This window comes from Nocardia xishanensis NBRC 101358, from assembly GCF_001613365.1.
GTDB lineage: Bacteria > Actinomycetota > Actinomycetes > Mycobacteriales > Mycobacteriaceae > Nocardia > Nocardia xishanensis.
In genome coordinates this window covers 114,764-138,157 of sequence record NZ_BDCF01000013.1, presented here as the reverse complement: position 1 = coordinate 138,157, position 23,394 = coordinate 114,764, and the positions used below count along the sequence as shown (strand labels likewise).

Genomic DNA, 23,394 nt, shown 5'->3' with positions numbered 1-23,394 from the left:
TCAGTCCCCGGTGGCCTTGTCGCCGTTGCTGGTTCGGCGTCGGTGAGCTCGCACCAGTGCGAGATATTCACGGGCCAATCGGTGGCAGTCGCCGGGCCATCGTGCGGAGAGGTAATTGCCGTCGTGCACAGTGAATCCGCGCTGAAGTCGGGTGGGGCTGTCGCGCCACGGCAGGAGAGGGCCTGGCTCGAAGTCGGTGGGTGCGGCCAGGACCGCGGTGACCTCTTGCTGCACGGTTTGCGGGTACGTGCGGTAGTAGTCGCCGAGCCATGCTCGGGTCGCTGTCCACGCCGATAGTTCCAGCAGCGAGGTCAGCGCGGTGGTGCGCCGCCCGTACAGAACCGAGCGCCCGGTTGCCGGGTCGGTGGCGCGCGCGGCGACGAGGACACCGTGACAGACCGCTCCGACCGGCAGGTCTCGCAGCATCGCGCGGGCCATCACCGCATGGGCGTCCGGAGACTCGAGCAGGGTGCGCACTCGGCCGGCGTGTCCGCCGGGGACGAAAAGCCCGTCGAGCTGGTCGACGTCGATGTCTTGGTAGCGCAACGGTTTTGCGAAGTTCGGATCTTGGGTCATGTGCCGGTAGCCGTCGAGGGCACCGGGGCGGGTCATCATCATTGGCGACAGGATCGAAAAGCCGTGTTGGACCAAACGTTCGTCGGCGAATGCCTGCACACCCTCCGGGGTGGCGAAGCGCACCTCGATCCCGGCAGCGGTGAGTTCGCGCCAGGCGAGAGCGGATTCGGTCGGGTCGTAGTCGGCGGCGGGGAGCAGCATCACGATCACGAGGCGGTCCTTTCTGCGCGGGAGCGGGCCGGTTCCGAGCTCGCGGAGATTCCTTTGTCCCGCACCGCCTTCAGGGCGAGGCGAGTGGCGGTAGGCTCCTCAACGATGTTGCGGCGCAGCACAACCGTAGGTTCGAGCAGCCGAGCAGGTCATTGGCGCTGGTGGCCATGCCGTTGACGCGGTAGGCCAGCGTGGTTCACTGGGGCGGTGCACCATCCGGCTCCGCTCACCGTCTCCGCCAGTTACGCGCTTGCGGTGACGCGCGCGGCGGCGAGCGGACTCGTCGAGGACACGGATCTGGCGCTGACGCCGACGCGCGGGCGGGTCGGATTCGAGCAGCTGCGCACCGTGTGGGCACAGATCCTCGCACGCAGCTCGGATCCGTACTTCGGGCTGCACATGGGCGAACATGTGCAGCCGACAGCACTCAATGTGCTCGGCCACGCCCTGCTGACCGCATCCACCCTCGCCGAGGCCGCGGACCTGGCGGTGCGGTACACCCCCTTGGTCAGCCAGGCAGGCGCCTTCACCCTGCAACACGATGGCAGGCGAGCCAACCTGTACTACCGGCCCCGTCCGGTCACGACGCCGATGGACGTGCAGCAAATCGAGGCGGTTCTCGCCACGGTGGTGACCGCGTGCCGGTGGTTGGCCGGGCGGTCGTGGACCCCTGTCCGGGTGTCGTTCGCCCATCCGCAGCGACACGATGTCGACGAATACACAAGGGTGCTGGGATGTCCGGTGACCTTCGACGCCCAGCACTACGCGGTCACCGTGCAATCGACACACCTGAACCGGCCGCTACCGCACGCCGACCGCGACCTGGCCGTGCTGCACCGCGGGCACGCCGACCGCATGATGGCCGAGCTGATGCCGGCCGTCTCGGTGCGCGAACAGGTCGCCGCCTACCTCGCGCACACCACACCGGCGCTGGCCCGACCCGACGATGTAGCGCGCGGCCTGCACATGAGCACTCGGAGTCTGCGGCGCGCGCTGCACGACGACGGCACCACGTGGAGCCAACTCGTCGGTCACGCCAGCCACCAACGCGCTCTCACGCTGCTCCGCACCGACAATCGGCCGCTGGACCAGATCGCCCACGACATCGGGCTCAGCGACGCCGCCAGCCTCGTACGCGCATTCAAACGCTGGCAAGGCACCACGCCCGGCGCCTACCGCGCCGATGCACACACATCCCCTGCCGATACCACCGGACAGTGACCGGAGGTCTACGCCGCCCGGATCCTTCACTCGTCATCGCGACTTGGTCGCCCACAGAATGACGTTCGTGCCGAAGAACTTCTTACTCCACCCGATGTCCTGGAAACCGAGACCATGGAGAACGTCGGCGACATGTTCCGGTGACGCGAAAGCGAGCGTGCTGGATTCGAGGTAGCTGTAGGACGATCGGTCGCGAGCCACCACCTGACCGAGCAGCGGAACGATGATGCGCATCCCCCACTCGACCACCGGCTTCACCCACCCGCTCGGCGGGCAGGTCTCGAGAATCACGATCCGGCCGCCCGGCTTCAGTACCCGGCGCTGTTCGCGAAGCACTCCGTCCAGGTCTTCGACGTTCCTGAGCAGATAGCCTTCGGTGATCCCGTCGAAAGACTCGTCGTCGAAAGGCAAGTGGGCCGCGTCCGCGTGTTGCCACCGCACCGCCTGCGCCCAGGGCTTGGCCCGCGCACGGGTCAGCATTTCCTCCGAGAAGTCGACGCCTGTCACGGTCACGGCGGGGTACCTCCGCGCCGCCTCCAACGCGATCACACCGGTCCCGGTGGCGATGTCCAGCAGCTGCCCGCCCGCGGGCGGTGCGACACGCTCGGCCACTTCCCGGCACCATCGGCCATGACGGCCGAGCGTCATGAGAAAGTTCATCCGGTCGTAGTAGCCTGCGATCTTCTCGAAAATCCCGTGCACTTCGGAGCGTTTGCTCTTGTCGATGGTCACTCGGTCTCCACTTGTGACGGACTCCTGTTTCGACCTTCAAACGTAGTCGAGACCCGACCACCGACCCACACCGCCGCTTGGAATTGCGCTGCCGCGCCTAACTACTCGCCCCGCGCGTGCGGCCGACGGTTCGGCCGGCGCGCGGGGCATGGTGCGGCGGCGGGCGGGTCAGCTGGATCGGGGCGTGAGGCGAATGACCGGGATCTCGCGGTCGGTCTTTTCCTGATATCCGGCGAATCGCGGTGCGGTAGTCGTGATCTGGTGCCACGCGTGGTCGCGATCGGCGCCGTGGAGCTGTTCGGCGGTCACTTCGAGGGTGCGGCCGCCGACGTCGATGCGGACCCTGTCGGGATTCGCGGCGATGTTGTGGTACCAGGCGGGGTTGCTCGCGGCGCCGGCCGCCGAGGCCACGATGAGGTAGGTACCGTCTCCGCCGGGGAACCAGGCCACCGGCGTCGAGCGCTCGGCGCCGGTTTTGCGGCCGAGTGTGGTGAGGACCAGGGCGTCCATGCCCATGAATTTGCCGCCGCCTTTGCGGCGCAGGCGTTTTGCCATCAGCTTGTTCATCCAGACGGCGAACCGGCCGGAGGGCTGGCGGCCGCCGCGGGTGCCCGCAGGGGTGCCGAAGCTCATCGGGTTCTCACTTTCGTTGTGGTCGGCCAGCGGTCAGGCGCTCGCGGTGCCGGTGTGCACCGTGCGTTGTACCTGCACGTCCTCGTAGGTGAAGGGTCGGCCCGCGAGGTTGAAGCTCCACGAAACGGTGGGGGTGATCCGCATATAGGGTCCGAGGCCGAACTGTCCTTGGCGCTGAACGAGTTCAGCGGTTCCGTAGACGCGCAGGTAGCGCGGGATCCAGGGATTCGTCGACACCAGGTCGTCGATGACGATGGCGACCTTCGGATTGCCGCGTTCGACATTGCGGTATTTGCGAGTCCGCACCGGGTCGTGGCCGCCGACGTAGATGTGCGTGCCGTCGAACTCGTAGCCCACCGGGACCACGTCGGGCTGCCCGCCGGGGTCGACGGTGGCAACCCGGGCGAGCCGCTGGCTGCGCAGGTAGTCGATCTCTTCTTCGGTGAATGACATCGCTGGCCTCCTGCCGATCATCGCTCGGTGCCGTGCTGACCTGCACAGTAATCCTTCGACACTCCCGCAGCCACGATGTGGGCGCGCTGATGGGCGCGGCAGCTGGCGTCGCGCCAGCTGCGCCGTCGGGGAGAGCGCCGGGTGGCAGCACAGGAACAGCAGGACGAGCGTGTCGTCGGAATCGGCCGGGCGGCGATCGGCGGGCGGCGCGACCCATTCGCGCGAACGGCGACCAGCGCGCGACGGTTTCCTCCCTGCGCCTGCGGGCCTGCTCGTTGCGCAATATGTCGGTCAGCCTGCGCGAGGCCACCGTGATCAGCCAGGCCCGCGGATCGTCGGGCACGCCGTCGGTCGGCCACTCGGTCGCCGCCGCGAGCATGGCCTCCTGCACGGCGTCCTCCGCGGTGTCGAAGTGACCGTAGCGGCGGATCAGCGCGGCGAGAACCTGCGGCGCCGACCGGCGCAGCAGGTCCACCACTTGGTGATCGGTCATCGGATCAGCCGAAGTCGAACGCGGACTCCATGATCGGCCGCACGTCGGCGTAGGCCGAGGCCAGCACCTGCGGCGGGGCCGGGCAGTTGTTCAGCTGCGCGGCGATCTCGGTCGCCCGGTCGAAACTCTCGCACTCCACGACCCAGTAACCGGCCAGCACCTCCTGAGTTTCCGCGTACGGGCCGTCGGTCACGAACGGCGCGCCGTCCTTCGCCGAGACGCGCCGGGTGTGCACCGGCTCCGCCAGCCCGCGGGTCTCCACGAGTTCTCCTGACTCGTGCCGGTCTGCCGGCGACGAGTTCATCGACGATTCGATTCACCGGTGGCGGGTATGGCGTGTGCATGTCTTGCACCGGACAAAGCCGCACCGCGGCGCTGGTTTCCGTTCGGGAGGGGTGCGGCCGGTGAAGGTTGTCGTCACCGGGGCCAGTGGCAATGTGGGGACCGCGTTGTTGCGGGCGTTGCGCGAGGACGAGTGGGAGGTGGTCGGCGTCGTTCGACGTCCGCCCATGCAGCGAGGGCCGTACGCGCGGGTCCGCTGGGTCCGATGCGATGTCGGCGCGCCGGGAGCCGTGACGGTGTTGCGCGAGGCGTTCGCCGGCGCGGACGCGGTGGTGCATCTGGCGTGGGCGATTCACCCGCGCAGCGCAGAGCCGCTGATGGAGCGGACGAATCTGGCGGGCAGCGCGAACGTGCTGCGCGCGGCGGCGGACTGCGGCGTACCGCACCTGACGTGCGCGTCCTCGGTCGCGGCGTACGCGCCCGCCCCGCGCTGGCGGCGAGTCGCGGAGGACTGGCCGGTGAGCGGAGTCCCCGGCAGCGCCTACAGCCGGGGCAAAGCCGTGCTCGAAGCGCTGATCGACGGTTTTGCCGCGGAGCATCCCGGCGTTCGGGTCGCGTGGATCCGGCCGTGCGGCGTGACGCAGGCCGACACGGCCGCCGAATTCGCGGACTGGGCATTGAGTCCGTGGCTGCCGCGCACACTGATCGGCCGTCGCTGGCTGCCCGTGCCGCTGTGGCGAGATCTGCGGTTGCAACTCGTGCACAGCGACGACGTCGCCGCAGCCATCCGGTTGATCCTGACGCGACGGGCGAGCGGCCCGTTCGATCTGGCCGCCGAACCGGTACTCACCACCACCGAATTGGCCGCGGCCTTCGGCGGTTTCCGCGTTCCTCTCCCCCTGCGCGCGCTGACCGCGGCGGCGTGGGCGAGTTGGCGTCTCGGCGTGCAGCCGCTGCATCCGGGATGGCTCGAACTCGCCGACCGTGCCTGCCTGATCGACACCGGCAGGGCGCGCCGCGAACTCGGCTGGTCACCGCGGCACCCCGCCGACGCGGTAGCCGCCGAACTCGCCACAGGACTTCGCATCCGCCGAACCGGCGACAGCCCGCCGCTCGCCCCCGCCCGCCCGCGGTTCCGGCTCGGGCAGCCCACCCACCAGACCCAGGCGTTCCCCTCCCCCGGTCCCGCTCACGAGCGGAAGACGGCTCGGACGCAGTCGTTCAGTTCGTGAATACAGACCGTTGTCCTCCGGCCCGAGCGTCTATATTTTGCAGGTTTTCCCGCGGTGGCCAGCCAAAATCGCCGCGGACTTCCAATCGATTGTTCAACGATACTGTCGACACGATGAACGCTGCCGACGAGGACATGACAATCGAGCTCAGCATGGCCGAATTACGCGAGGTCACGCGCTATGCCGTGGCTTGCGCGGAGCCTGCGCTGGCGATCTTCGAGCGCGACTGCCCGGATGACCCGCGCCCAAGGGCCGTGCTCGACGAGGCGCGCAGGTTCGCCGCCGGGGGAAAGCGGACGAAGGCGCTTCGTGTGACAGCGCTGGAGGCGCACAGGGCCGCACGGGCCGCCGCCGAGATGCGATACGAGGTCGCAGCCGACGCGGCACGCGCCGCCGGTCACGCGGGAGCAGCCGCGTACCTGCACCCGCTGGCGAAGGCGACCCAGGGCGGACACATCCTCATGTCCGCCGCCCACGCGGCTCGCGCACTCGAACTCGACGCGGGCGACGACCGTAACGTGGGAGACGAATACATCGAGAAGGCAACAGGTTTGGCCAGCACCATCGTCGTGAGCGTCCTGACGCGCTACCCACCAGCCCCCAGCGGCCGTGGCCGCGTGGGAGATCTATGGCGGAAGCTCGACGCGTCGTTGCGACAGCCGGCGACCGATCGTTGACCGCTGCGCGCCTACTTTTCGTCCGAGCGAGGGCCGCCGAGGGCGGCGGCGATCCCGTCGAGCAGCCTGGCCAGGCCGAACTCGAAGACGGTTTCGGTCAAGGGGTCTGCGCCGGACGAATCCGACGAGCCCGCCGCGGTCAGCGACAGCAATGCCGGATATCGTTCCGGCTCACCGTATTCGGTGATCACCGCCGGATCGAGCACCGGACCGACATGACCAGGAGCGCCTCGGCCGAGCGCCGGGTCGAGCTCGAGGCGGGTGGCGCCGCTGACGAAGGCGGTCACCGACAGGACCGTCTCGGCGACCCCCTGTGGTTCGAGCCCCGCGTCGAGCAGCGCGCGCATCGCCGTCTCGGCCCACGCGGCCTCGTTCGGTCCCATGAAGCGGTTGCCCGTCCCGACCGCGAGCAGCCACGGATGGCGACGGTAGAGCTCGCGTGTCTCGCGAGCCCACGCTTCGAGTGCCGCGCGCCAGTCTTCCTCGGGTAGCTCCGGCGGGTTCGCCATGGCCCCGTCGATCATGAGCACGACGAGGTCGTCCTTGCTCGGCACATGGCGGTACAGCGACATCGTGGCCGCGCCGAGCTGCTTGGCGATCCGCTGCATCGACAGGGCCGCGATCCCGTCGGCGTCCGCCACCCGGATCGCCTCCACGACAATGCGTTCCAGAGTCAAGGCCGGTCGCGGACCGCGTCCCGCGGGTGGGTTGCCCGACCAGAGCAGGCGGGCCACAGGGGGAATCTCAGCGGTCATCACACGCCTCCGACGCCACGCATTGCGTATCCGATACGCAATGCGTATCTTATACGCAATACCTCGTCTCTCAGACTCCTGGACGGTCCGTCATGACAGTGTCGACCAGACATTCGAGCTCTTCCACCTCCGCACCGAATCGGAAATCCTGGTGGCAACGGCCTTGGACAGGCCCGTTGCTCGTGCTCACTTTCGCATTCGTCGCATTCTCGATTCCGCCGTACCTCACCCTCGATCCGGCGAAGTCACGGGTGCCGGACCCGGGTTTCGCGCCGCACTACCCGTTGCTGGTCGTCCATGTGCTCTGCGGCTCGGTCGCCATCCTCTCCTGCGGATTCCAGGTCTGGCCGTGGTTCCGGCGGGCGTATCCCGGAGTGCATCGGCGGGTGGGCCGGGCATATGTGTTCGCCGGTGTTCTCCCCGCAGGACTGGCCGGTGTGGTCATCGGCGCGACGAGCCCGTTCGGGCCGGTCGCCCGGGTCAGCAATGTCATGCTGTCGGTGCTGTGGTTGCTCACCACCATCGCCGGTCTGCGCGCGGCACGCGGGCGCCGCTTCGGTGATCACCGCCGCTGGATGATCCGCAGCTTCGCGCTCACCCTGTCCATCATGCTCAATCGCGTAATCGGAGGCGTGCTGTATGTGATTCTCAGCCCGCGGCTGGACTCGACCTTCCACGGCGACGAGAACCTGCTGGTACAGACCATCGCCGGGATCGGCACGTGGCTCGGCTGGACATTGTCACTGTTGATCGCGCAATGGTGGCTCGACCGCCCACAGTCCGGAGGGCGTAATAGTCGGTCCGGACCGGCTCGGGTCGGCCTCCGATCGGAAACAGGTGCGTCGAAAGTTGCTGCGGGAGCATAAGTCCTTCGCCATCCGAAAGATCAAGTCCGTTAACTCACACCGCGGCCGATCCCGCGCCGTGCCCGCGGATCGTGCGCGATTTCCAGACGGTGATCGGCGCGGAGACCAGACAGCAGATCACGCTCGCCGAAGGCCGACTGCCCGATTGCGTTCTCGCCTGCGTGGGCGGCGGCAGCAACGCCATCGGTGGGCGGCCACCGACGCCGCCGCACTGCGCGGGACGCAGGCGCTCAGTCACACCGAAGGCATCCTCGCCGCGCTCGAATCCGCCCATGCCGTGGGCATCTGCTGGAAATGGCCGAGCGCGGAGAGCTTCCCGAGGACTCCGTCGTCGTGCTGTGCCTGTCGGGTTGCGGTGACAAGGATCTCGCCGCCGCCGACCGCCTCGGCCTGGCCTGACCGCTGATATCGTCGGAGGTGTTCATGGCGCCGGGTGAGGGACCGCGCGCTACACCCGCGCACGAGGACGAGCCCTCTTGAAGTATGTACCCCGCCTGGTCCTGTTCCTGGCTATCCCAGCCCTGCTGATCTTCCTGCCGTGGTGGACGCTGGTGGCCGCGCCGACCCAGGGAACCGGTTCGCTGTTCTGGCTCGGTTCGGCGCTGTTCGCGCTGGCGTTCTGCTGCCTGCCCGCATCGATGTATCTCGGCCACGGACCCGCGCAGTCGGATGCCGCCTCGATCGTCGGCGACACGTTGCTCGGCGTGATGTGGGTGATGTTCAGCTGGTCGGTGTTCGGCAATGTCGCGCGCCTCGGGCTCGCGGTCGCCGGTGTCGACGATCCGGCCCGCTCCCGGATCGTCGCGGCGGGCGTACTCGCCGCCGCGGCCGCGCTCGTGGTGTGGGGCGTGATCGAGGCGCGGCGGGTGCCGCGGGTTCGCACTGTCGAAGTACCCATCGCCGGACTCGGTCCGGCACTGGACGGACTGCGCCTGGTGGTGGTCACCGACACCCATTTCGCCGCGCTCGACCGCTTGCGCTGGTCGGAGCGCGTGGTCGACGTGGTCAACGCGCAACGTCCCGATATCGCCTGCCACGCGGGTGATCTCGCGGACGGCTCGGTGGTCAAGCGTCGCGCGCAGGTCGATCCGCTCGGCAAGGTCGAAGCCGAGCTCGGCCGGTTCTACATCACCGGCAACCACGAATACTTCGGCGACGCGCAAGGCTGGATCGACCACATGAGTTCGCTCGGCTGGCAACCGCTGCACAACCAGCACGTGACGGTGCGTCGCGGCGATGACCACCTGGTGATCGCGGGCATCGACGACCCGACGGGCGTCGGCTTGACCGGTCACGGCCCGGACCTACCCGCCGCGCTCGCGGGCGCGGACCCGAGCGCGCCCGTCGTCCTGCTCGCCCACCAACCCAAGCAGATCACCGACGCCGCGGCCGCCGGTGTCGCACTACAGATTTCCGGCCACACGCACGGGGGCCAGATCTGGCCCTTCCACTATCTCGTCCGGCTCGAGCAGCCCGTGGTCGCGGGACTGAGCCGCCACGGCGACACCCAGCTCTACACCAGCCGGGGAACCGGCTTCTGGGGTCCGCAACTGCGAGTCTTCGCGCCGAGCGAAATCACCGTACTGGTCCTGCGCTCCCGGTAGCGGTGAGCCCGTCGGGATGTACGGGCTACTCGATGATTTTCTCCAGGAAGATCGCCGCGCGGTGATCCCACGGCGCGTCCTCGGAGACGTCGACGTAGCACGGTTCGGTGGCCAGGACGCCTGGCTTCGTCAGCACCGGCAGGGCCACGTCGGATCGGTCGAACCGTCCGGTCTTCTCGTCCCAGGTGGCGCAGACGAGCGTGGACGTCGCGCGTAGTTCGGTACTCACTTTCGCAGCGGTTCCGGCCCGCCGCGATCGAGTTGCCCGCCGCGAGGCTCGGCCAACTCGACGGCCAAGCCGCTATCGCCACTGCCATCACGGCGGCCCAGGAGGCTCCCACACCTGCCGAGACCGCCACCTCGGTGACCGACCTACCTCGCGGTGCGGCCGGCGCGCGGCTATTGCGAAGCCGTTGTCGGTGTCGCGGTCGCGGTCGCTTCCGGTGACGACGTGGCCGTGGTCGTGGGAGGTGGCGCGGTAGTGGTCGTGGTCGTGGGCGGAGCCGCGCTGGTGGTGGTGGGGCGAATCGGGTCAGGACAGACGCCGTCTCGGAAGCCGATATTGTTGATCTCGTTGTTGGAGCGGGGATCTCCGGCGTAGTTGATCTTGTCCGTGCACTTGACGTAAACGCCGCAGGGTTCGGGCCCGCAGTAGTCGGTGCCGCCCGGCGCGGGCGGCGGGTAGCTCGGGTCACCGCATAGGGTCGCGCCGCAGGTGTCGGTGCCCCCGGGCTGAGATTCCGGCCCCGCACCACAGAAGATGGTTCCGCAGTTGTCGGTGCCCCCAGGGGCGACAGGCTGACCGGCGCCCGCCTGCCCAGAACCCGCCCCTTCACCGCTGCCCGCCTGCCCGGCACCGGGACTGCCCGGCGCCGCGGTGCTGCTGGCCGGGGTCGTGATCTTCGGAGAGTTGGCTGCGCTCACCGTCGTCGTGCTCGTTCCCGGCTTGGCGGAACCCTGCTCGTCCGCCGAGCACCCGGTCAGGATCAGCACCGGCGCAACCGCGCCGAGTACCAATCCGGTGCCGGCACGCCAACGGCGGCTCTTCCTCAACATCTGCACGATCCGCACAGCCTCTCCTCTGAACATGCCGCCCGTCTCCGAATAGGCCAGGCGCGCAAGGGTTCCGGAAACCGGAATGATCGGTAAAGAAATCCCCCTGCGAGAGTCGTCGGATGGTCTTCGGTCGTTACAGCCCGCTGCGAAAGCCGGGTAGCGCACAACTCACGATCCGCGCGCTTCCGTGCTGAGGACTCGGATCATTCCGCCCCATGCGGTTCGATGCCACCTCACGAACCGTGAGAAAATCATGTGTGCTCGCACTGCGGAAGCCCCGGAGTTGCCGCCCCTACGGGCGTTCCTAGTGCCACCGGCCTGACCGCCAGTCCGGACCTGTGGGCGGGGGTCACCGACGCGGAACCCGAAGAGCTGTCTTCCGAGATGTCGGCTCACCACGGAGTCGGCGAGAGTCCCAGTCGTGCTCCATCATTCAGCCCCCGGAAATCGATGTCCTACCCCGCGGGCGACTCTGGTGAAAGCATCGACGTGGCTGCGCTCCGGACACGTGGCTATGAGCCGATCGCTCAGCGGGCCTCCGCTTCGCGGCGGGGCGCCCAGAGTTGGCTCGCGTCACCGGTGGCGAGCCAGCTTCGATAGACGTCGATCTTGTGGTCGATGAGCTCCAGGTTCTTTTGTGTCTCAGTGAGTTTCGCGGTCACGTCGGCGCGGTGGGCTTCCAGGAGGGCGAGTCGCTCCTGCTCGTTGCCGTCCCCGGCGGAGATGAGTTCGGCGAAGCGGCGGATGGTTCTGATGGGCATGCCGGTGGCCCGGAGTTTGGTGCAGATGGTGATCCAATCCAGGTCCAGCTGCTGGTAGCGCCGACGGCCGGCCGCGGTGCGCCCAACGGCGCTGACCACCAAGCCGGCCCGTTCGTAATAGCGCAGGGTATGCACGCTGACCCCGGTGCGGCGGGCGGCTTCCGCGATGCTCAGGCCCGTCTGGAAGTCGGAGCGATCAGGCTCGGGCGCCGGCCGTGAATTGACTTCGAGCACGCTCTAAATCCTAGCGTTGCGGCATGACAGCGATCCTGATCACCGGAGCGAACAAGGGGCTCGGCTTCGAGACCGCCCGACAGCTCATCGCCGCGGGCCACATCGTGTACATCGGAAGCCGGGACGCCGAACGCGGGCGCCGGGCCGCCGAGCAGCTGGGCGGACGGGCAGTCCAGCTCGACATCACCGACGACGTGTCCGTGCGGGCCGCGGTCGCGGCCATCGAGGCCGACGGGGGACTGGACGTTTTGGTCAACAATGCCGGTATCGCAGTGGAATGGCTCGACACCAACCTCGCGATCGGCGCCGCGGATCTGACGAGCGAGGTGATGCGGCAGACATTCGAGACCAACGTCTTCGGCACGGTGCGTGTTCTCCACGCGTTTCTCCCGCTGTTGCGGCGTTCCACCGCTCCGGCAGTGGTCAACGTCAGCAGCAGCCTGGCCTCGCTCACCAGGGTCGCCACCCCGGGCACATCGGCATACAACTACCCGGGCGTCGCCTACCCGGCGTCGAAGGCGGCGGTCAACATGATCACCGTGCAGTATGCGAAGGCGTTCCCGGACATCCGGATCAACGCGGTGGAGCCCGGCTTCACCAAGACCGACCTGAACGGGAACACCGGCCGCCAGACCGTCGAGCAGGGCGCCGAGATCATCGTGCGCATGGCGAAGGTAGGCCCGGATGGACCCACCGGAGGCTACTTCGACGCCGAAGGCACCCTTCCCTGGTGAGTCGACGGGCGTAATCGCTTACAGCGCAACATGTCTGGTTGGAGATGCGCAGGAAACGCGAAAGGAACAGAACGGCCATTGCGCAGCAACACGGCGGTGATGAGCTTGCACCGTCGCCCGGCCAGGGCGACTCGCACCACCGATGGGGAGGTCACGTCGTGCAGGAGACCAGCTGATGTTCGAATCGTGTTATACGCCAGTGGATATCGCTCATCTACTACGACACAGATACGGTCTGCCGGTCGAGCTGACCGCCGACCGGGCGACCGTCGTGTGCGGGCCGCGCATCGGTGCGCTCGATCTTCCCTCCACACTCGGCCGTCGCGTTCTGGCGCTGCTCGCCGACACCTGCCCGGCCGTCATCAGCGATGAGCGAGATACACGGTGGACCTTTCTCGTCGAGCCGCTGACGCTGTCGAGTCCTGCGAGGTTCACCGACCTCGGAGTCGTCCCACGTCGAGCTGGGCGACGAGTGCTACTTCCCATGTCGGACAAGGGCTTCGGCTGCCGCTGGGCATCGCGGCCCAGCCCCGGTCCGCTGCACCTCCCCGCGGTATCGGATGTCCTCGACGCGATCGAACGCCTGCGCACGGGACCGTCGTGTCACCCGTGCCAGGACGATCGACCTACGACCGAAAGCAAAAGCTCGATGGCGTCCTCGTCGGCTGTCCACGTCCTCGCGTCCGCGTCATGAGGTTTCAACCCTCCCCACGGCAGGCGCGGTGGCCGCACTAGGCGTCACCGAACCCAGCCCGGATCGAATAGTCGTGGGCCGGGCCGGGATTCGGCTGACGATCAGTCGGCGATGCCGTCGAACATGCCGGGCTGGTAGAAACCGCCCTGCATACGCACGATCACGCCGAGCCGGTTGGCCGCGTTGATCATGGCGACCAGGTTGATCCGGACCGCGGGTTCACCGGCGGCCGCGAGCTCCTTGGTGTGCGCATCGCTGCACCACCCGCAGCCGTTGATCTGACTGGCGCGCAGTTCCACCAATTCGACCGTGGTCTTCGGCAGCGTCGACTGCGTGATCGCCAGGCTGGTGTTCGCGAAGCGCTTGCCGATCTTGACGCCGATCGCGTTGTCGTTCAGATCGAAACGGGTTCCATGACATGGTCCTCACTCGTGGTGTCGGGTGCTCGCGCACTGAACGAACACCAGACGTGGGCTGCCCGGGCCGCGTAACAGCGCACCGATGTGATGTGCGCCATGACATTTCGGTGTCACGGATTGCCGGTGCCCGGCGTCTGATGGCTGAATCACCTGAGAGCGAACAGGAGCCATTCATGGTCGGTACATCGCGGAGCATGCCGGGCGAGGGCGGCGGCGACTCGGCGACCGCGGCATTCGTCGCCCATCGCAACCTGCTGTTCACCGTCGCCTACCAGATGCTCGGCTCGGCCGCCGACGCCGAAGACGTCCTGCAGGAGACCTGGCTGCGGTGGGCCGGGGTCGAGGTGGCCGGCGTCCAGGATCAGCGCGCATACCTGGTGCGGATCACCACCCGCCAAGCGCTGGATCGGCTACGCGTCCTCGGCAGGCGCAAGGAGTCCTACGTCGGACCGTGGTTGCCCGAGCCGCTGCTCACCGCGCCCGACGTCGCCGAGGACGTCGAGCTGGCCGACAGCGTCTCGATGGCGATGCTGCTGGTGCTCGAGACGCTCACACCGACGGAGCGGGCGGTGTTCGTGCTGCGTGAAGTGTTCGACGTCGGGTACGAGGAGATCGCCCGAGCCGTCGACAAGAGTCCGGCCGCGGCGCGCCAGATCGCTTATCGGGCACGGGCGCACGTCGCGGAACGCCGGCCCCGCGGGATCGTCTCCGCCGCCGAGACCCGGGACGCGCTCGACGCGTTCCAGCGCGCGATCGACACGGGAGATCTGCAGAACCTGCTCGACATCCTCGCGCCGGATGTCGTGTTCCTCGGCGACGGCGGCGGCATCGCGCAGGCCACGCTCTCGCCGATCGTGGGAGCGGGCAACGTGGCTCGCGTGCTGACCGCAGGGCTGGGCAGGCTCGCGGCGGCGGCGAAGCAACTGGCGCAGGTCAACGGCTATCCGGCGCTGATACTGCGGCGCGACGGCGAGATCGACACCGTCGTCGCGGTGCGCGTCGACGACGGGCTGATCACCGGGCTCTACGCCGTGCGCAATCCCGAAAAACTGTCCCGCGTGCGGCGCGAGACCGCCCTGTCCCGTTGATCACGCGTGCGCGGTCTCGCCATCGCCGATGACCCCTAAGCCGACGGTGCGGCGGCCAGCTGGCGCGTCGACGTGCCGTCCCACACCCCGGCGGCGAGGGCGGTGTCGTACTCGGTGCGCAGGCGCGTCACCAGATCGGCGACCGAGGTGACCTCGTCGAGGGTGCCGACGCCCTGTCCGGAGCCCCAGATGTCACGCCACGCTTTCGCCCCGGTGTTGCCGCCGGAGCCGAAGTTCATCTTCGACGGGTCGGATTCGGGGAGGTCGTCGGGGTCCAGACCGGCGGCGACGATGCTGCCGCGCAGGTAGTTGCCGTGGACGCCGGTGAAGAGGTTGGAGTAGACGATGTCGGCGGCGGTGCTGTCGACGAGCATCTGCTTGTATCCGGTGGCCGCGTTGGCCTCGTGCGTCGCGATGAACGCGGAGCCGACGTAGGCGAGGTCGGCGCCGGCCGCCTGCGCCGCCAGGATCGACGCGCCGTGCGAAAGCGCACCGGAGAGCAGGAGCGGCCCGTCGAACCACTCGCGGATCTCGCGGAGGAGCGGGAACGGCGAGATCGTGCCCGCGTGGCCGCCCGCGCCCGCGGCGACGGCGATGAGTCCGTCCGCGCCCTTCTCGATGGCCTTGTGCGCGTAGGCATTACTGATGACATCGTGCAGCACGATGCCGCCGTAGGAATGAATCGCGTCGTTGACCTCGGGACGTGCGCCGAGCGAGGTGATCACGATCGGGACCTGGAAGTCCACGCACGCCTGCAGATCGGACTCGAGCCGGTCGTTCGACTTGTGGACGATCTGGTTGACGGCGAAGGGGGCGGCGGGCGCGTGCGGGTTGGCGGCGGTGTGCGCGGCCAGCTCCTCGGTGAGCTGGGAGAGCCAGTCGCGCAGGGCCGACGCGGGACGGGCATTGAGCGCGGGGAACGAGCCGATGACGCCGGCTTTGCACTGGGCGCTGACGAGTTCCGGGCCGGACACGATGAACAGCGGCGACGCGACAACCGGGAGCGCGAGCGGAACACGCAGGGCGGGGGGCAAAGTCATGGTCGATTCCTTCGTTCCGAGGCGGCCGCGCGGCAAGGACGGCCGGGCGCGTTGCGCCGACGCATCGGAGTGTGCCGGGCGGGACCGGTGAAGAGTTATCCGAGCGCGACTCTTTTTTATCCGAGTGCGACAATCTCGGGGTGAGTCATATTCGCTCCGCCAGTCTGCGCGGCTTCCGGAGCGTCGTCGCTGAGCTCGGGGGCGACGCGGACTCGCTGGCGCTCGCGGTCGGCCTGTCGCCCAAGTCCCTCGACATGGACGACGACCTGATTCCAGGACGGGTGGCCGCGGCGTTGCTGGAGGTCGCCTCGGAGCGGCTGCGGTGCCCCGACTTCGGTCTCCGGGTCGCCGGACGTCAATCCGTGTCCGTTCTGGGGACGCTCGCCGTCGCGATGACGAACTCGCCGACCATCGGCGACGCTCTCGATTGCCTGTCGCGATACCTCTCCTCGTACGGCCGGTTTCTCACGGTGTCCATGGGCGAGGATCCTCAGCATCGTCCCGGCGTGGTCGGTCTCTACTACGGACCGGCCACCGCGGCGGGTCCGGTGCAGGCCGTCGATCTGGGTATCGCCTTCACCCACCGCGTCCTCACCTACCTCAACGGCGGCTCGTACGGTTTGCTGGGCGTCCATCTCCCGTACGAGTCCCCGGTCTCGCCCCGCGACTACGCGGACTACTTCGGAGCGCCGGTCCGAACTCGGCAGCCCCAGCCCGCCGCCGTACTCCGCCTCCCCGCGGCACTGCCGAAGCTGGAACTCGTGGGCGTCAACGACACGATTCGCCAGCTCGCCGTCGCCTTCCTCGCCGAGCAGACGTCGAATGGCCAGACCGACATCGTGTCCCGCACCCGGGCCGCGATCAGGGAATCGCTCGGCACGGGCACGGTCGAGCTGGCCGGAATCGCGCGGTTGCTGATGATGCACCCTCGCTCGCTCCAGCGGCACCTCGAGCAGGCCGGCGTCACCTTCGGTCAACTGCTCGACGACACTCGTCGCGAAACCGCGCTCCGGCTGCTGCTCGGCACCGACCTGCCGCTCGGCCACATCGCGGGCATCGTCGGTTTCGTCGAGCAGCCGTCGTTCTCGCGGGCCGCCCGGCGCTGGTGGAAGCTCTCCCCCAGCGAGGTCCGGCGCAGCCGGCGCATCTGATCGGGCCGGGCGGGCGTCGGAGTCGTGGCGGCTCAGCATTTCTCGCGCGGCTCGTACCATGGCGAGATGCCATGTGTCGAGCCGGTTCGTGACGCCGCGGCCGTGTGGGACATCGCGGTTCCGGAACGGCCGAGCCGCGTTGCCGGAGTCAGCATGGCCGCGTTTCGCGGCCGGACGAAGAGTCTCGTCGAAATGCAGGTGATCCCGTACCCGGCGCTCACGCTGTTCCTCGACTTCGGTGATGGGCTGCTCGTCGACGACGTCAGCGGCCGGGGGGCGCGCGGCGCTATCGTCGCCGGTCTCTCGCTCGGCGGCGTTCGAGGGTCCGGGCGCGATATCGACTGCTTACAGGTACGGCTGTCGCCGACGGTCGCGCACGCGGTGCTCGGCGCGTCCGCGGAGCTGAGCGGTGCGGTGGTCGACCTCGAGGAGCTCTGGGGGCGCGACGCCGTGCGGATCCGGGAGCGACTGAACGCTACCCGGTCGCGGGCCGACCGGTTCGCGATCGCGGAGGCCGCGCTGGCTCGGCGACATGAGACCGGCCCCGCGGTCGATCCGGAGATCGCCTACTGCTGGGAGCGGATGACGCTGAGCCGTGGGCGAATTCGAGTCGAGCGGCTGGCGGACGAGGTCGGGTGGAGTCGTAAACGACTGTGGACCCGGTTCCGATCCCAGGTCGGTCTCGCCCCCAAGAGCGCCGCGAAGCTGATCCGTTTCGACTACGCGGCGCACCGGCTCGCCGCGGGTCACAGCGTCGCTGCGGTGGCGGCGGATTCCGGCTATGCCGACCAGGCCCACCTTCATCGGGACGTCGTGGCTTTCGCCGGGGTGACGCCGACGGTCGTGGCGGTCGCGCCGTGGCTCGCGGTCGACGATGTCGCGTGGACCGGCGCCGGCCAGGCGCGGCCGAACCGGCGCTCGTGGAGCTGATCGCCGGAAGCGACATTTTTCCAAGACACCCCTGCGGTGCGCTGGCGATGCTGGCAGTCGAATCTGCAAGCGGGACAGCCCCATGGAGGAGAAATGAACGACGGCACCGGCATCGAACGACTGCCGCTGGGTATCCGGCTGCTGCACGCCGTACGAAAGGCGCCGGACTGGTCGACGATGACGGCCGACGAATTGGCCGCCTTCCGCGATGCGGAGAACCGCAAGCGATCGTCCCGTCTCGGGCGGGTGATCACCGGACGCCCGGCACGGGGCGTCGCGATCCGGTGGCGCGAGGTGACGCTGCCCGATCGTGAGGTGCGGGTCCGGGAGTACCGGCCGTCGAACGAGCACGGCGGTGACCTGCCACTGGTGCTGCACGTGCACGGCGGCGGGTTCGTCGGCACGGCGGTCCAATGTGACTGGGCCAACAGCTATTTCGCCGCGTCGCTGCCCGCGGTCGTGGTTTCCGTCGAGCACCGCCTCCTCGCGGAAGGGACTCCCCTGTCGGCGGCCGTCGACGACGGCTGGGACGTGCTGCTGCATGTGGTGCGGCATGCGGCGGAATGGGGAGTCGACCCGGCGCGAGCGGTGGTCGTAGGCGAGAGCACCGGCGGGTTGATCGCCGCGTTGTCCGCGGTCCGAGCCAAAGCGTCCGGCCTGCGGCTGCGCGGGCAGGTGCTGGTCAATCCGGCGACGGACCTGACCGAGACGATGTTCGACGATCCCTCGGTCACCCGGCATGCGGACAGCCCGACCCTGAACATGGCACAGCTGGAGCTGTTTCGGCGTTTGGCCGTGCCGCCGGGAACTGATGCTCGTGCGCTGTCGCCGCTGCTCACCGAGGACCTCGGCGGGCTGGCCCCGGCGCTCGTCGTGCTGCCGACCGTCGACCCGCTGACCGATCAGGGACGTCGTTACGCCGAACGGCTGCTCGCGTCCGGGACGCCCGCGCGGCTCACCGAACACCCCGGTGCGCCGCACGGCTTCCTCAGCATGCCGGGCCTGGTGCCGCAGGCCAAGGCCGCGCGCACCGAGATCGCCGAGTTCCTCCGGGATCGACTCGTCGAATCACGATCGGCCGCAATGAAATCGAAGAAAGCGGCAAGGCGATGACCAGCACCGAGGTAGCCGAGGCTCGTGAGCGGCCGACCCCACCGCCGGAAGCAGGTACCTCGGCGGGCCAGAGCACGGCCTTGCCGCTGCGCCCTTACCTGGGCGCCTTCTCCGCCGTGGTGATCCTCCAGGTCATCGGCGCCGTCGCCGGGCTGGCTCCGCTGCTGGCGGTCGTGGAATTGGGCCGAGTCTTGTTGTCGCCCGGCCCGATCGATCACGGTCATGTCTGGAGCGTGGTGATCGCGGGTGCGGCCGGATTGTCGGTGCGGCTGCTGTTCACGGCCGCGTCGTCGGGCATCGGGCATGTTCTCGACGGCCACGTGCAACTGTCGTTCCGACGGCAGCTGGCCGCGCGACTGGGGCGGGTGCCGATCGGCTGGTTCTCCCGGCGCCGGACCGGTGAGCTGGCGAAGGTGGTTGGCGAGGACGTGAGCGCCGTGCACCCGTTGATCGCCCACACCCCTGGCGAACTCGTCGCGGCATTCGTGGTGCCGTCGGTGTCGCTGGTCTATCTGTTCACCGTCGACTGGCGGCTGACGTTGATCACGCTGATCCCGGTGGCGCTGGCCGTGGCGCTGGTTCCGCTGATGATGACTCCGACCCGGCTGCGCGAGCAGGCGGATTTCGACGCGGCCATGGGACGGATCGCCGGTTCCGTCATCGAGTTCGTGCAGGGGATCGCGGTGGTCAAGGCGTTCGGCGGATCCGGGCGCGCGCACCGCGAATTCCGGACGGCCGCAGACGATTTCGCCGATATCTTTCTCCGGATGGTGCGCGGTCTCGCCGGGATCGCCGCCGGGATGCAGCTGGCGCTCTCGCCGCCGTTCGTGCTGCTGGTCGTGCTCATCGGCGGCGCGGCGCTGATCACGGCCGGTGACATGCCACCGGCCGACCTGCTGCCGTTCCTGTTGCTCGGGCTCGGCCTGACCGCTCCGGTGGCGGCGCTCGGCCACGGCTTCGACGATCTACAGGCCGCCAGGCGCGCGGTCGGCCGGATACGGGAGGTGCTCGCGGTGCCGTCGCTACCCGAGCCCACGCATCCGGTCGCACCGCAGGGTCACCGTGTGGAACTGCGGGACGTGCGATTCGGCTACGACCCCGATCACGAGGTGTTGCGAGGGATCGACCTGGTGCTCGAGCCGGGCACGGTCACGGCGATCGTCGGGCCGTCGGGCAGCGGAAAGTCCACACTGGTTCAGCTGTTGCCGCGGTTCTTCGACCCGACCCGCGGTTCGGTCCTGCTGGGCGGCGTCGATCTGCGCGACGTCGGCAGCGAGCGGCTCTACCGGATGGTCTCCTTCGTCTTCCAGGACGTTCGCCTGCTGCGCGCGTCGGTGGCGGACAACATCGCGCTGGCGGTACCGCATGCCCACCTGGACGACGTGGTTCGTGCCGCTCGGCTGGCGAACATCCACGATCGAATCGTCGAACTGCCGCGGGGATACCAATCGGTGATCGGAGAAGACGCCGTGCTGTCTGGTGGTGAGGCCCAGCGCATCTCGATCGCCCGCGCACTGCTCGCCGACGCGCCCGTCCTGGTACTCGACGAGGCGACCGCCTTCGCCGACCCGCAGACCGAACAGGCAGTACGCCAGGCGCTTTCGACGTTGACAGGTAGCAAGACGATGCTCGTCATCGCGCATCGGCTGGAGACGGTCGCCCACGCCGACACCGTCGTGGTGCTGGAGAACGGGTCGATCGTCGAGCGCGGCAGACCGGCCGAGCTGTTGGCGCGGAACGGAAAGTTCGCCGCGCTCCGGCGATCTCAGCGATCGATCGCCGACGAGATGGAAGGAGAGGGTCCCCGATGATTCGAATGCTGCTGCGCGTGCTCGGACACGAGTACGCCCGGCCGGTGCGTCGCACCGTGGCCCTGATGACGATCACCGCGATCATCGAGGGCTTGTCCTACGCGCTGCTCGTTCCGGTGCTGCGGGCGCTGTTCGGGGACGCTCCCGAGGATGCGGTGCCATGGCTGATCGCGTTCGGAGTCGCGGTCGCGGTCTACGGGGTGCTGCGCTATCTCAGCGACCTGTCGGGTTTTCGCGTCGGAACCACGCTGTTGCGAGGCGTGTATCGCCGTCTCGGCGATCATCTGGCCCGATTGCCCATCGGCTGGTACACCGAAGGCCGCGTCGGCGAGGTGTCGATCCTGGCCAGTCGCGGCGTGCTGCAGGCGATGAGCGTGATCGCGCACATGCTGGCGCCGCTCGTCTCCGCGTCGGTGACTCCCCTGGCGATCGTCGTCGTCATGCTCGGCTTCGACTGGCAGCTGGGGCTGGCCGCGTTGGCCGCCGTGCCGATCGTCGCGGCGACCCAAGTCTGGACGGGGCGCTCGATGGCCGCTGTCGACGCCGAGCGTCACGAACGCGACCGTGAGGCCGCGCGGCGAGTCATCGAATACCTTCGGGCCCAGCCTGTGTTGCGCGCCGGAGGCCGCACCGTGGAACGCTTCCGATCGCTCGACGACGCGCTGCGGGAAGTCGGGCGGGCGTCCCGCAGGCAAGCGCTGACGGCGCTGCCCGGCGTGCTGGGGTCGACGCTGGTAGTGCAGGTGATGTTCACCGTGCTGCTGGTCCTCGGCGCCTACCTCACCCTCGGCGGGACCATCGGCACGGCAGAGGTTTTGACGATTCTGGTGCTCGCCGCCCGCTGCAGCGATCCGCTGCTGTCGTTGGCCGAGATCGGTGGCAAGGTCCGCAGCGCGCGTGCCGAATTGACGAGGCTGGATGCGGTTTTGCGCACCGAGCCGCTGCCGGAGCCCAGCGAACCCATCCGGCCGGAACAGCATGACCTCGAGTTCGACTCCGTCACCTTCCGGCACGGCGACCGCACGGTGATCGACGATGTATCGTTCTCGCTGCCCGAGGGACGGCGGCTTGCCGTCGTCGGCCCGTCGGGTTCGGGTAAGAGCACACTGCTTCAGTTGCTCGCCCGGTTCTACGACGTGGACGCGGGTGCGGTGCGCATCGGCGGGGTGGACGTGCGGGCCGTCGACACCGAGGTCTTGATGTCCCAGTTCGCCATCGTCTTCCAGGATGTGTATCTCTTCGACGGCACGATCGAGGAGAACGTGCGCCTCGCCCGTCCCGACGCCGACGACGCCGAACTGCTGGCGGCAGCGACCGCCGCGCGACTCGACGAGGTGATCGAACGCCTGCCCGACGGATGGGACACGAACGTCGGCGAAGGCGGCGCACTGCTGTCCGGCGGTGAGCGCCAACGGGTCTCGATCGCGCGAGCGCTGCTGAAGAACGCGCCGATCGTGCTGCTGGACGAGGTGACCTCCGCCCTGGACCCGGTGAACGAGGCGGCCGTGCACGCCGGCATCGAGCACCTGATGGCGGGCCGGACCGTGGTGATGGTCGCGCACCGGCTGCGAACGGTCCAGCGCGCCGATCGGATCGTCTTCCTCGACGGCGGCCGGATCGCGGAGCACGGCACCCACGACGAACTGCTGCGCCGGGGTGGGCGCTACGCCGATTTCTGGCAGCTTTCCATCGTCCCGGCAGCACCGTGACGGCGCTTCCCGGCGCACCGAATCGCAGCATCCGTGCACTTTTACTGCCGGTGCGGGTGTCCGAAACGCATCGGGCGCTCCGCTTCGTCGCGACAGGCCGACGTCGCATCGGTTGCGCGGCGCGATCAGGCGTGGGCGGAGTCGCGAACCCCTACGCGGCGACCAAGGCGACGGTCGACATGATGATCGCGGGCGAATGCGGCACCGATCACCCCACTACGGACGGAACGTGTGTCCGCGACTACGTCCACGTCAGCGATCTGGCCGCCGCCCACCTGCTCGCGCTCGAGGCCTTGTCACCGGGGCGGTACGAGGTGTTCAACCTCGGCAACGGCGACGGCTACTCCAATCGCCAGATGCTCGACACCGTCCGCGAGGTCACCGGGCGCGCCTTCCCGGTGTACTACGCGGACCGCCGCCCGGGCGACCCCGCGGTGTGCGTCGCCAACAGCGACAAGGCCGCCGCCGAGCTGGGCTGGAAACCGCAGCGGCCGAACCTCTCCGACATCGTCGCCGACGCCTGGGAGTTCCATCGCACCGTGCACGGGATCGCCGGCTAACAGGTCGGCATCGCGGCGCGCGTAGCGACCGAAGGCGTGCGCCGCTCACGCGGGCAAGGCAACGCGGAGCCGACTGGTCTTTCAACCGCTGCTCGTCGCATGGGCGCTGGCCACCACCAACGGCTTCCGCGTCCTGCGGGAACAACGCGCCCTGCGGAATCGCCGATCGGCCTAGGCGGGCTCGGGTGCAGCGTTCATCGCGTGCGCTGGGCCGTGGGTCAGCGCTGTGGTCCGGTTCGCGCTTTCCCGGCTCGGTAAGCAGATGCTTCCTGGCGGGCCGCGAGTATTTCCGAGCCGAGCACGGAACACTTTGTCCTGGAGCGTAATTCGCTTACGCGGAATCGGTCGAGGTTGTGCGTA

24 protein-coding genes and 2 pseudogenes are annotated in these 23,394 nt (G+C 68.7%); 14 read left to right on the top strand and 12 right to left on the bottom strand.

Features of this window, described 5'->3' with window-relative positions:
- Entirely contained in the window at positions 1-777 is a 777-nt protein-coding gene (locus tag NX1_RS13015) for a type 1 glutamine amidotransferase domain-containing protein (RefSeq protein WP_218024120.1), read from the bottom strand.
- A gap of 216 nt (positions 778-993) precedes the next feature.
- Here NX1_RS13015 and NX1_RS13010 point away from each other — a divergent pair, with 216 nt between their 5' ends.
- A complete protein-coding gene (locus NX1_RS13010) occupies positions 994-2,007 on the top strand; it encodes an AraC family transcriptional regulator (protein WP_068058072.1) in 1,014 nt (337 codons plus the stop codon).
- Between the two features lie 33 nt (positions 2,008-2,040).
- On the opposite strand, the gene NX1_RS13005 is transcribed toward NX1_RS13010, so the two are convergent.
- The 5 genes and pseudogenes from NX1_RS13005 to NX1_RS12990 form a co-directional block, all read right to left on the bottom strand.
- Entirely contained in the window at positions 2,041-2,739 is a 699-nt protein-coding gene (locus tag NX1_RS13005; RefSeq protein WP_068058070.1) for a ubiquinone/menaquinone biosynthesis methyltransferase, read from the bottom strand.
- 168 nt (positions 2,740-2,907) lie between these two features.
- Positions 2,908-3,372 carry a nitroreductase/quinone reductase family protein gene (locus tag NX1_RS13000; RefSeq protein WP_068058068.1) on the bottom strand — a complete coding sequence of 155 codons (465 nt, stop codon included), beginning with the start codon at positions 3,370-3,372 and terminating at the stop codon, positions 2,908-2,910.
- 33 nt (positions 3,373-3,405) lie between these two features.
- Complete coding sequence (locus tag NX1_RS12995) at positions 3,406-3,825, bottom strand: PPOX class F420-dependent oxidoreductase (protein WP_068058066.1); 420 nt, start codon at positions 3,823-3,825, stop codon at positions 3,406-3,408.
- A gap of 328 nt (positions 3,826-4,153) precedes the next feature.
- Positions 4,154-4,318 (bottom strand): annotated as a pseudogene (locus NX1_RS38530) (RNA polymerase sigma factor); the annotation flags it as partial.
- A 4-nt stretch (positions 4,319-4,322) separates the two neighbouring features.
- The gene (locus tag NX1_RS12990) at positions 4,323-4,580 is read right to left on the bottom strand and encodes a YciI family protein (protein WP_245668474.1); all 258 of its coding nucleotides are present in this window, start codon (positions 4,578-4,580) and stop codon (positions 4,323-4,325) included.
- A 142-nt stretch (positions 4,581-4,722) separates the two neighbouring features.
- Between NX1_RS12990 and NX1_RS12985 the strand changes: the two genes are divergently transcribed.
- Positions 4,723-5,832 (top strand): NAD-dependent epimerase/dehydratase family protein, encoded by a 1,110-nt coding sequence (locus NX1_RS12985; RefSeq protein ID WP_084501391.1) that lies wholly within the window; start codon positions 4,723-4,725, stop codon positions 5,830-5,832.
- 113 nt (positions 5,833-5,945) lie between these two features.
- Entirely contained in the window at positions 5,946-6,509 is a 564-nt protein-coding gene (locus tag NX1_RS12980; protein WP_068058062.1) for a putative immunity protein, read from the top strand.
- A gap of 11 nt (positions 6,510-6,520) precedes the next feature.
- On the opposite strand, the gene NX1_RS12975 is transcribed toward NX1_RS12980, so the two are convergent.
- Positions 6,521-7,264, bottom strand: coding sequence for a TetR/AcrR family transcriptional regulator (locus tag NX1_RS12975; RefSeq protein WP_068058060.1), 744 nt, complete (start codon positions 7,262-7,264; stop codon positions 6,521-6,523).
- 182 nt (positions 7,265-7,446) lie between these two features.
- On the opposite strand from NX1_RS12975, the gene NX1_RS12970 reads away from it, so the two are divergent.
- The 3 genes and pseudogenes from NX1_RS12970 to NX1_RS12960 all read left to right on the top strand — a co-directional run bounded on the left by NX1_RS12970 (position 7,447) and on the right by NX1_RS12960 (position 9,734).
- Positions 7,447-8,130 (top strand): DUF2306 domain-containing protein, encoded by a 684-nt coding sequence (locus tag NX1_RS12970; RefSeq protein WP_245668473.1) that lies wholly within the window; start codon positions 7,447-7,449, stop codon positions 8,128-8,130.
- 38 nt (positions 8,131-8,168) lie between these two features.
- Positions 8,169-8,318: pseudogene (locus NX1_RS37925) on the top strand (tryptophan synthase subunit beta); the annotation flags it as partial.
- 288 nt (positions 8,319-8,606) lie between these two features.
- Positions 8,607-9,734, top strand: coding sequence for a metallophosphoesterase (locus tag NX1_RS12960; RefSeq protein WP_068058054.1), 1,128 nt, complete (start codon positions 8,607-8,609; stop codon positions 9,732-9,734).
- A gap of 25 nt (positions 9,735-9,759) precedes the next feature.
- On the opposite strand, the gene NX1_RS12955 is transcribed toward NX1_RS12960, so the two are convergent.
- The 3 genes from NX1_RS12955 to NX1_RS12940 form a co-directional block, all read right to left on the bottom strand.
- Positions 9,760-9,963, bottom strand: a complete 204-nt coding sequence (locus NX1_RS12955; RefSeq protein WP_068058052.1) for a hypothetical protein — start codon at positions 9,961-9,963, stop codon at positions 9,760-9,762.
- 170 nt (positions 9,964-10,133) lie between these two features.
- A complete protein-coding gene (locus NX1_RS36190) occupies positions 10,134-10,805 on the bottom strand; it encodes a hypothetical protein (protein WP_157119706.1) in 672 nt (223 codons plus the stop codon).
- Between the two features lie 512 nt (positions 10,806-11,317).
- Positions 11,318-11,785 carry a MerR family transcriptional regulator gene (locus NX1_RS12940; protein WP_068058046.1) on the bottom strand — a complete coding sequence of 156 codons (468 nt, stop codon included), beginning with the start codon at positions 11,783-11,785 and terminating at the stop codon, positions 11,318-11,320.
- Between the two features lie 23 nt (positions 11,786-11,808).
- On the opposite strand from NX1_RS12940, the gene NX1_RS12935 reads away from it, so the two are divergent.
- Entirely contained in the window at positions 11,809-12,519 is a 711-nt protein-coding gene (locus tag NX1_RS12935; RefSeq protein ID WP_068058044.1) for an SDR family oxidoreductase, read from the top strand.
- A 795-nt stretch (positions 12,520-13,314) separates the two neighbouring features.
- Here NX1_RS12935 and NX1_RS12925 read toward each other — a convergent pair.
- Positions 13,315-13,584, bottom strand: a complete 270-nt coding sequence (locus NX1_RS12925) for a carboxymuconolactone decarboxylase family protein (RefSeq protein WP_373864879.1) — start codon at positions 13,582-13,584, stop codon at positions 13,315-13,317.
- Between the two features lie 221 nt (positions 13,585-13,805).
- On the opposite strand from NX1_RS12925, the gene NX1_RS12920 reads away from it, so the two are divergent.
- Complete coding sequence (locus NX1_RS12920) at positions 13,806-14,720, top strand: RNA polymerase sigma-70 factor (RefSeq protein ID WP_068058037.1); 915 nt, start codon at positions 13,806-13,808, stop codon at positions 14,718-14,720.
- Positions 14,721-14,755: 35 nt separating this feature from the next.
- Here NX1_RS12920 and NX1_RS12915 read toward each other — a convergent pair whose 3' ends face one another.
- Entirely contained in the window at positions 14,756-15,760 is a 1,005-nt protein-coding gene (locus NX1_RS12915; protein ID WP_068058232.1) for an NAD(P)H-dependent flavin oxidoreductase, read from the bottom strand.
- A 140-nt stretch (positions 15,761-15,900) separates the two neighbouring features.
- Between NX1_RS12915 and NX1_RS12910 the strand changes: the two genes are divergently transcribed.
- The 6 genes from NX1_RS12910 (at position 15,901) to NX1_RS12885 (ending at position 23,034) form a co-directional block, all read left to right on the top strand.
- Entirely contained in the window at positions 15,901-16,911 is a 1,011-nt protein-coding gene (locus tag NX1_RS12910) for an AraC family transcriptional regulator (RefSeq protein ID WP_068058035.1), read from the top strand.
- Positions 16,912-16,977: 66 nt separating this feature from the next.
- Positions 16,978-17,841 carry a helix-turn-helix domain-containing protein gene (locus NX1_RS12905; protein WP_068058230.1) on the top strand — a complete coding sequence of 288 codons (864 nt, stop codon included), beginning with the start codon at positions 16,978-16,980 and terminating at the stop codon, positions 17,839-17,841.
- 93 nt (positions 17,842-17,934) lie between these two features.
- Complete coding sequence (locus NX1_RS12900) at positions 17,935-18,954, top strand: alpha/beta hydrolase (RefSeq protein ID WP_068058033.1); 1,020 nt, start codon at positions 17,935-17,937, stop codon at positions 18,952-18,954.
- The gene (locus NX1_RS12895) at positions 18,951-20,765 is read left to right on the top strand and encodes an ABC transporter ATP-binding protein (RefSeq protein WP_068058031.1); all 1,815 of its coding nucleotides are present in this window, start codon (positions 18,951-18,953) and stop codon (positions 20,763-20,765) included. Before NX1_RS12900 ends, NX1_RS12895 begins: the two co-directional genes overlap by 4 nt.
- Positions 20,762-22,474: an ABC transporter ATP-binding protein gene (locus NX1_RS12890; RefSeq protein WP_068058029.1), complete on the top strand. Its 1,713-nt coding sequence runs from the start codon at positions 20,762-20,764 to the stop codon at positions 22,472-22,474. The genes NX1_RS12895 and NX1_RS12890 overlap by 4 nt, the downstream gene beginning before the upstream one ends.
- Positions 22,475-22,605: 131 nt before the next feature.
- A complete protein-coding gene (locus tag NX1_RS12885) occupies positions 22,606-23,034 on the top strand; it encodes an NAD-dependent epimerase/dehydratase family protein (RefSeq protein ID WP_068058027.1) in 429 nt (142 codons plus the stop codon).
- Positions 23,035-23,394: the final 360 nt, after the last annotated feature.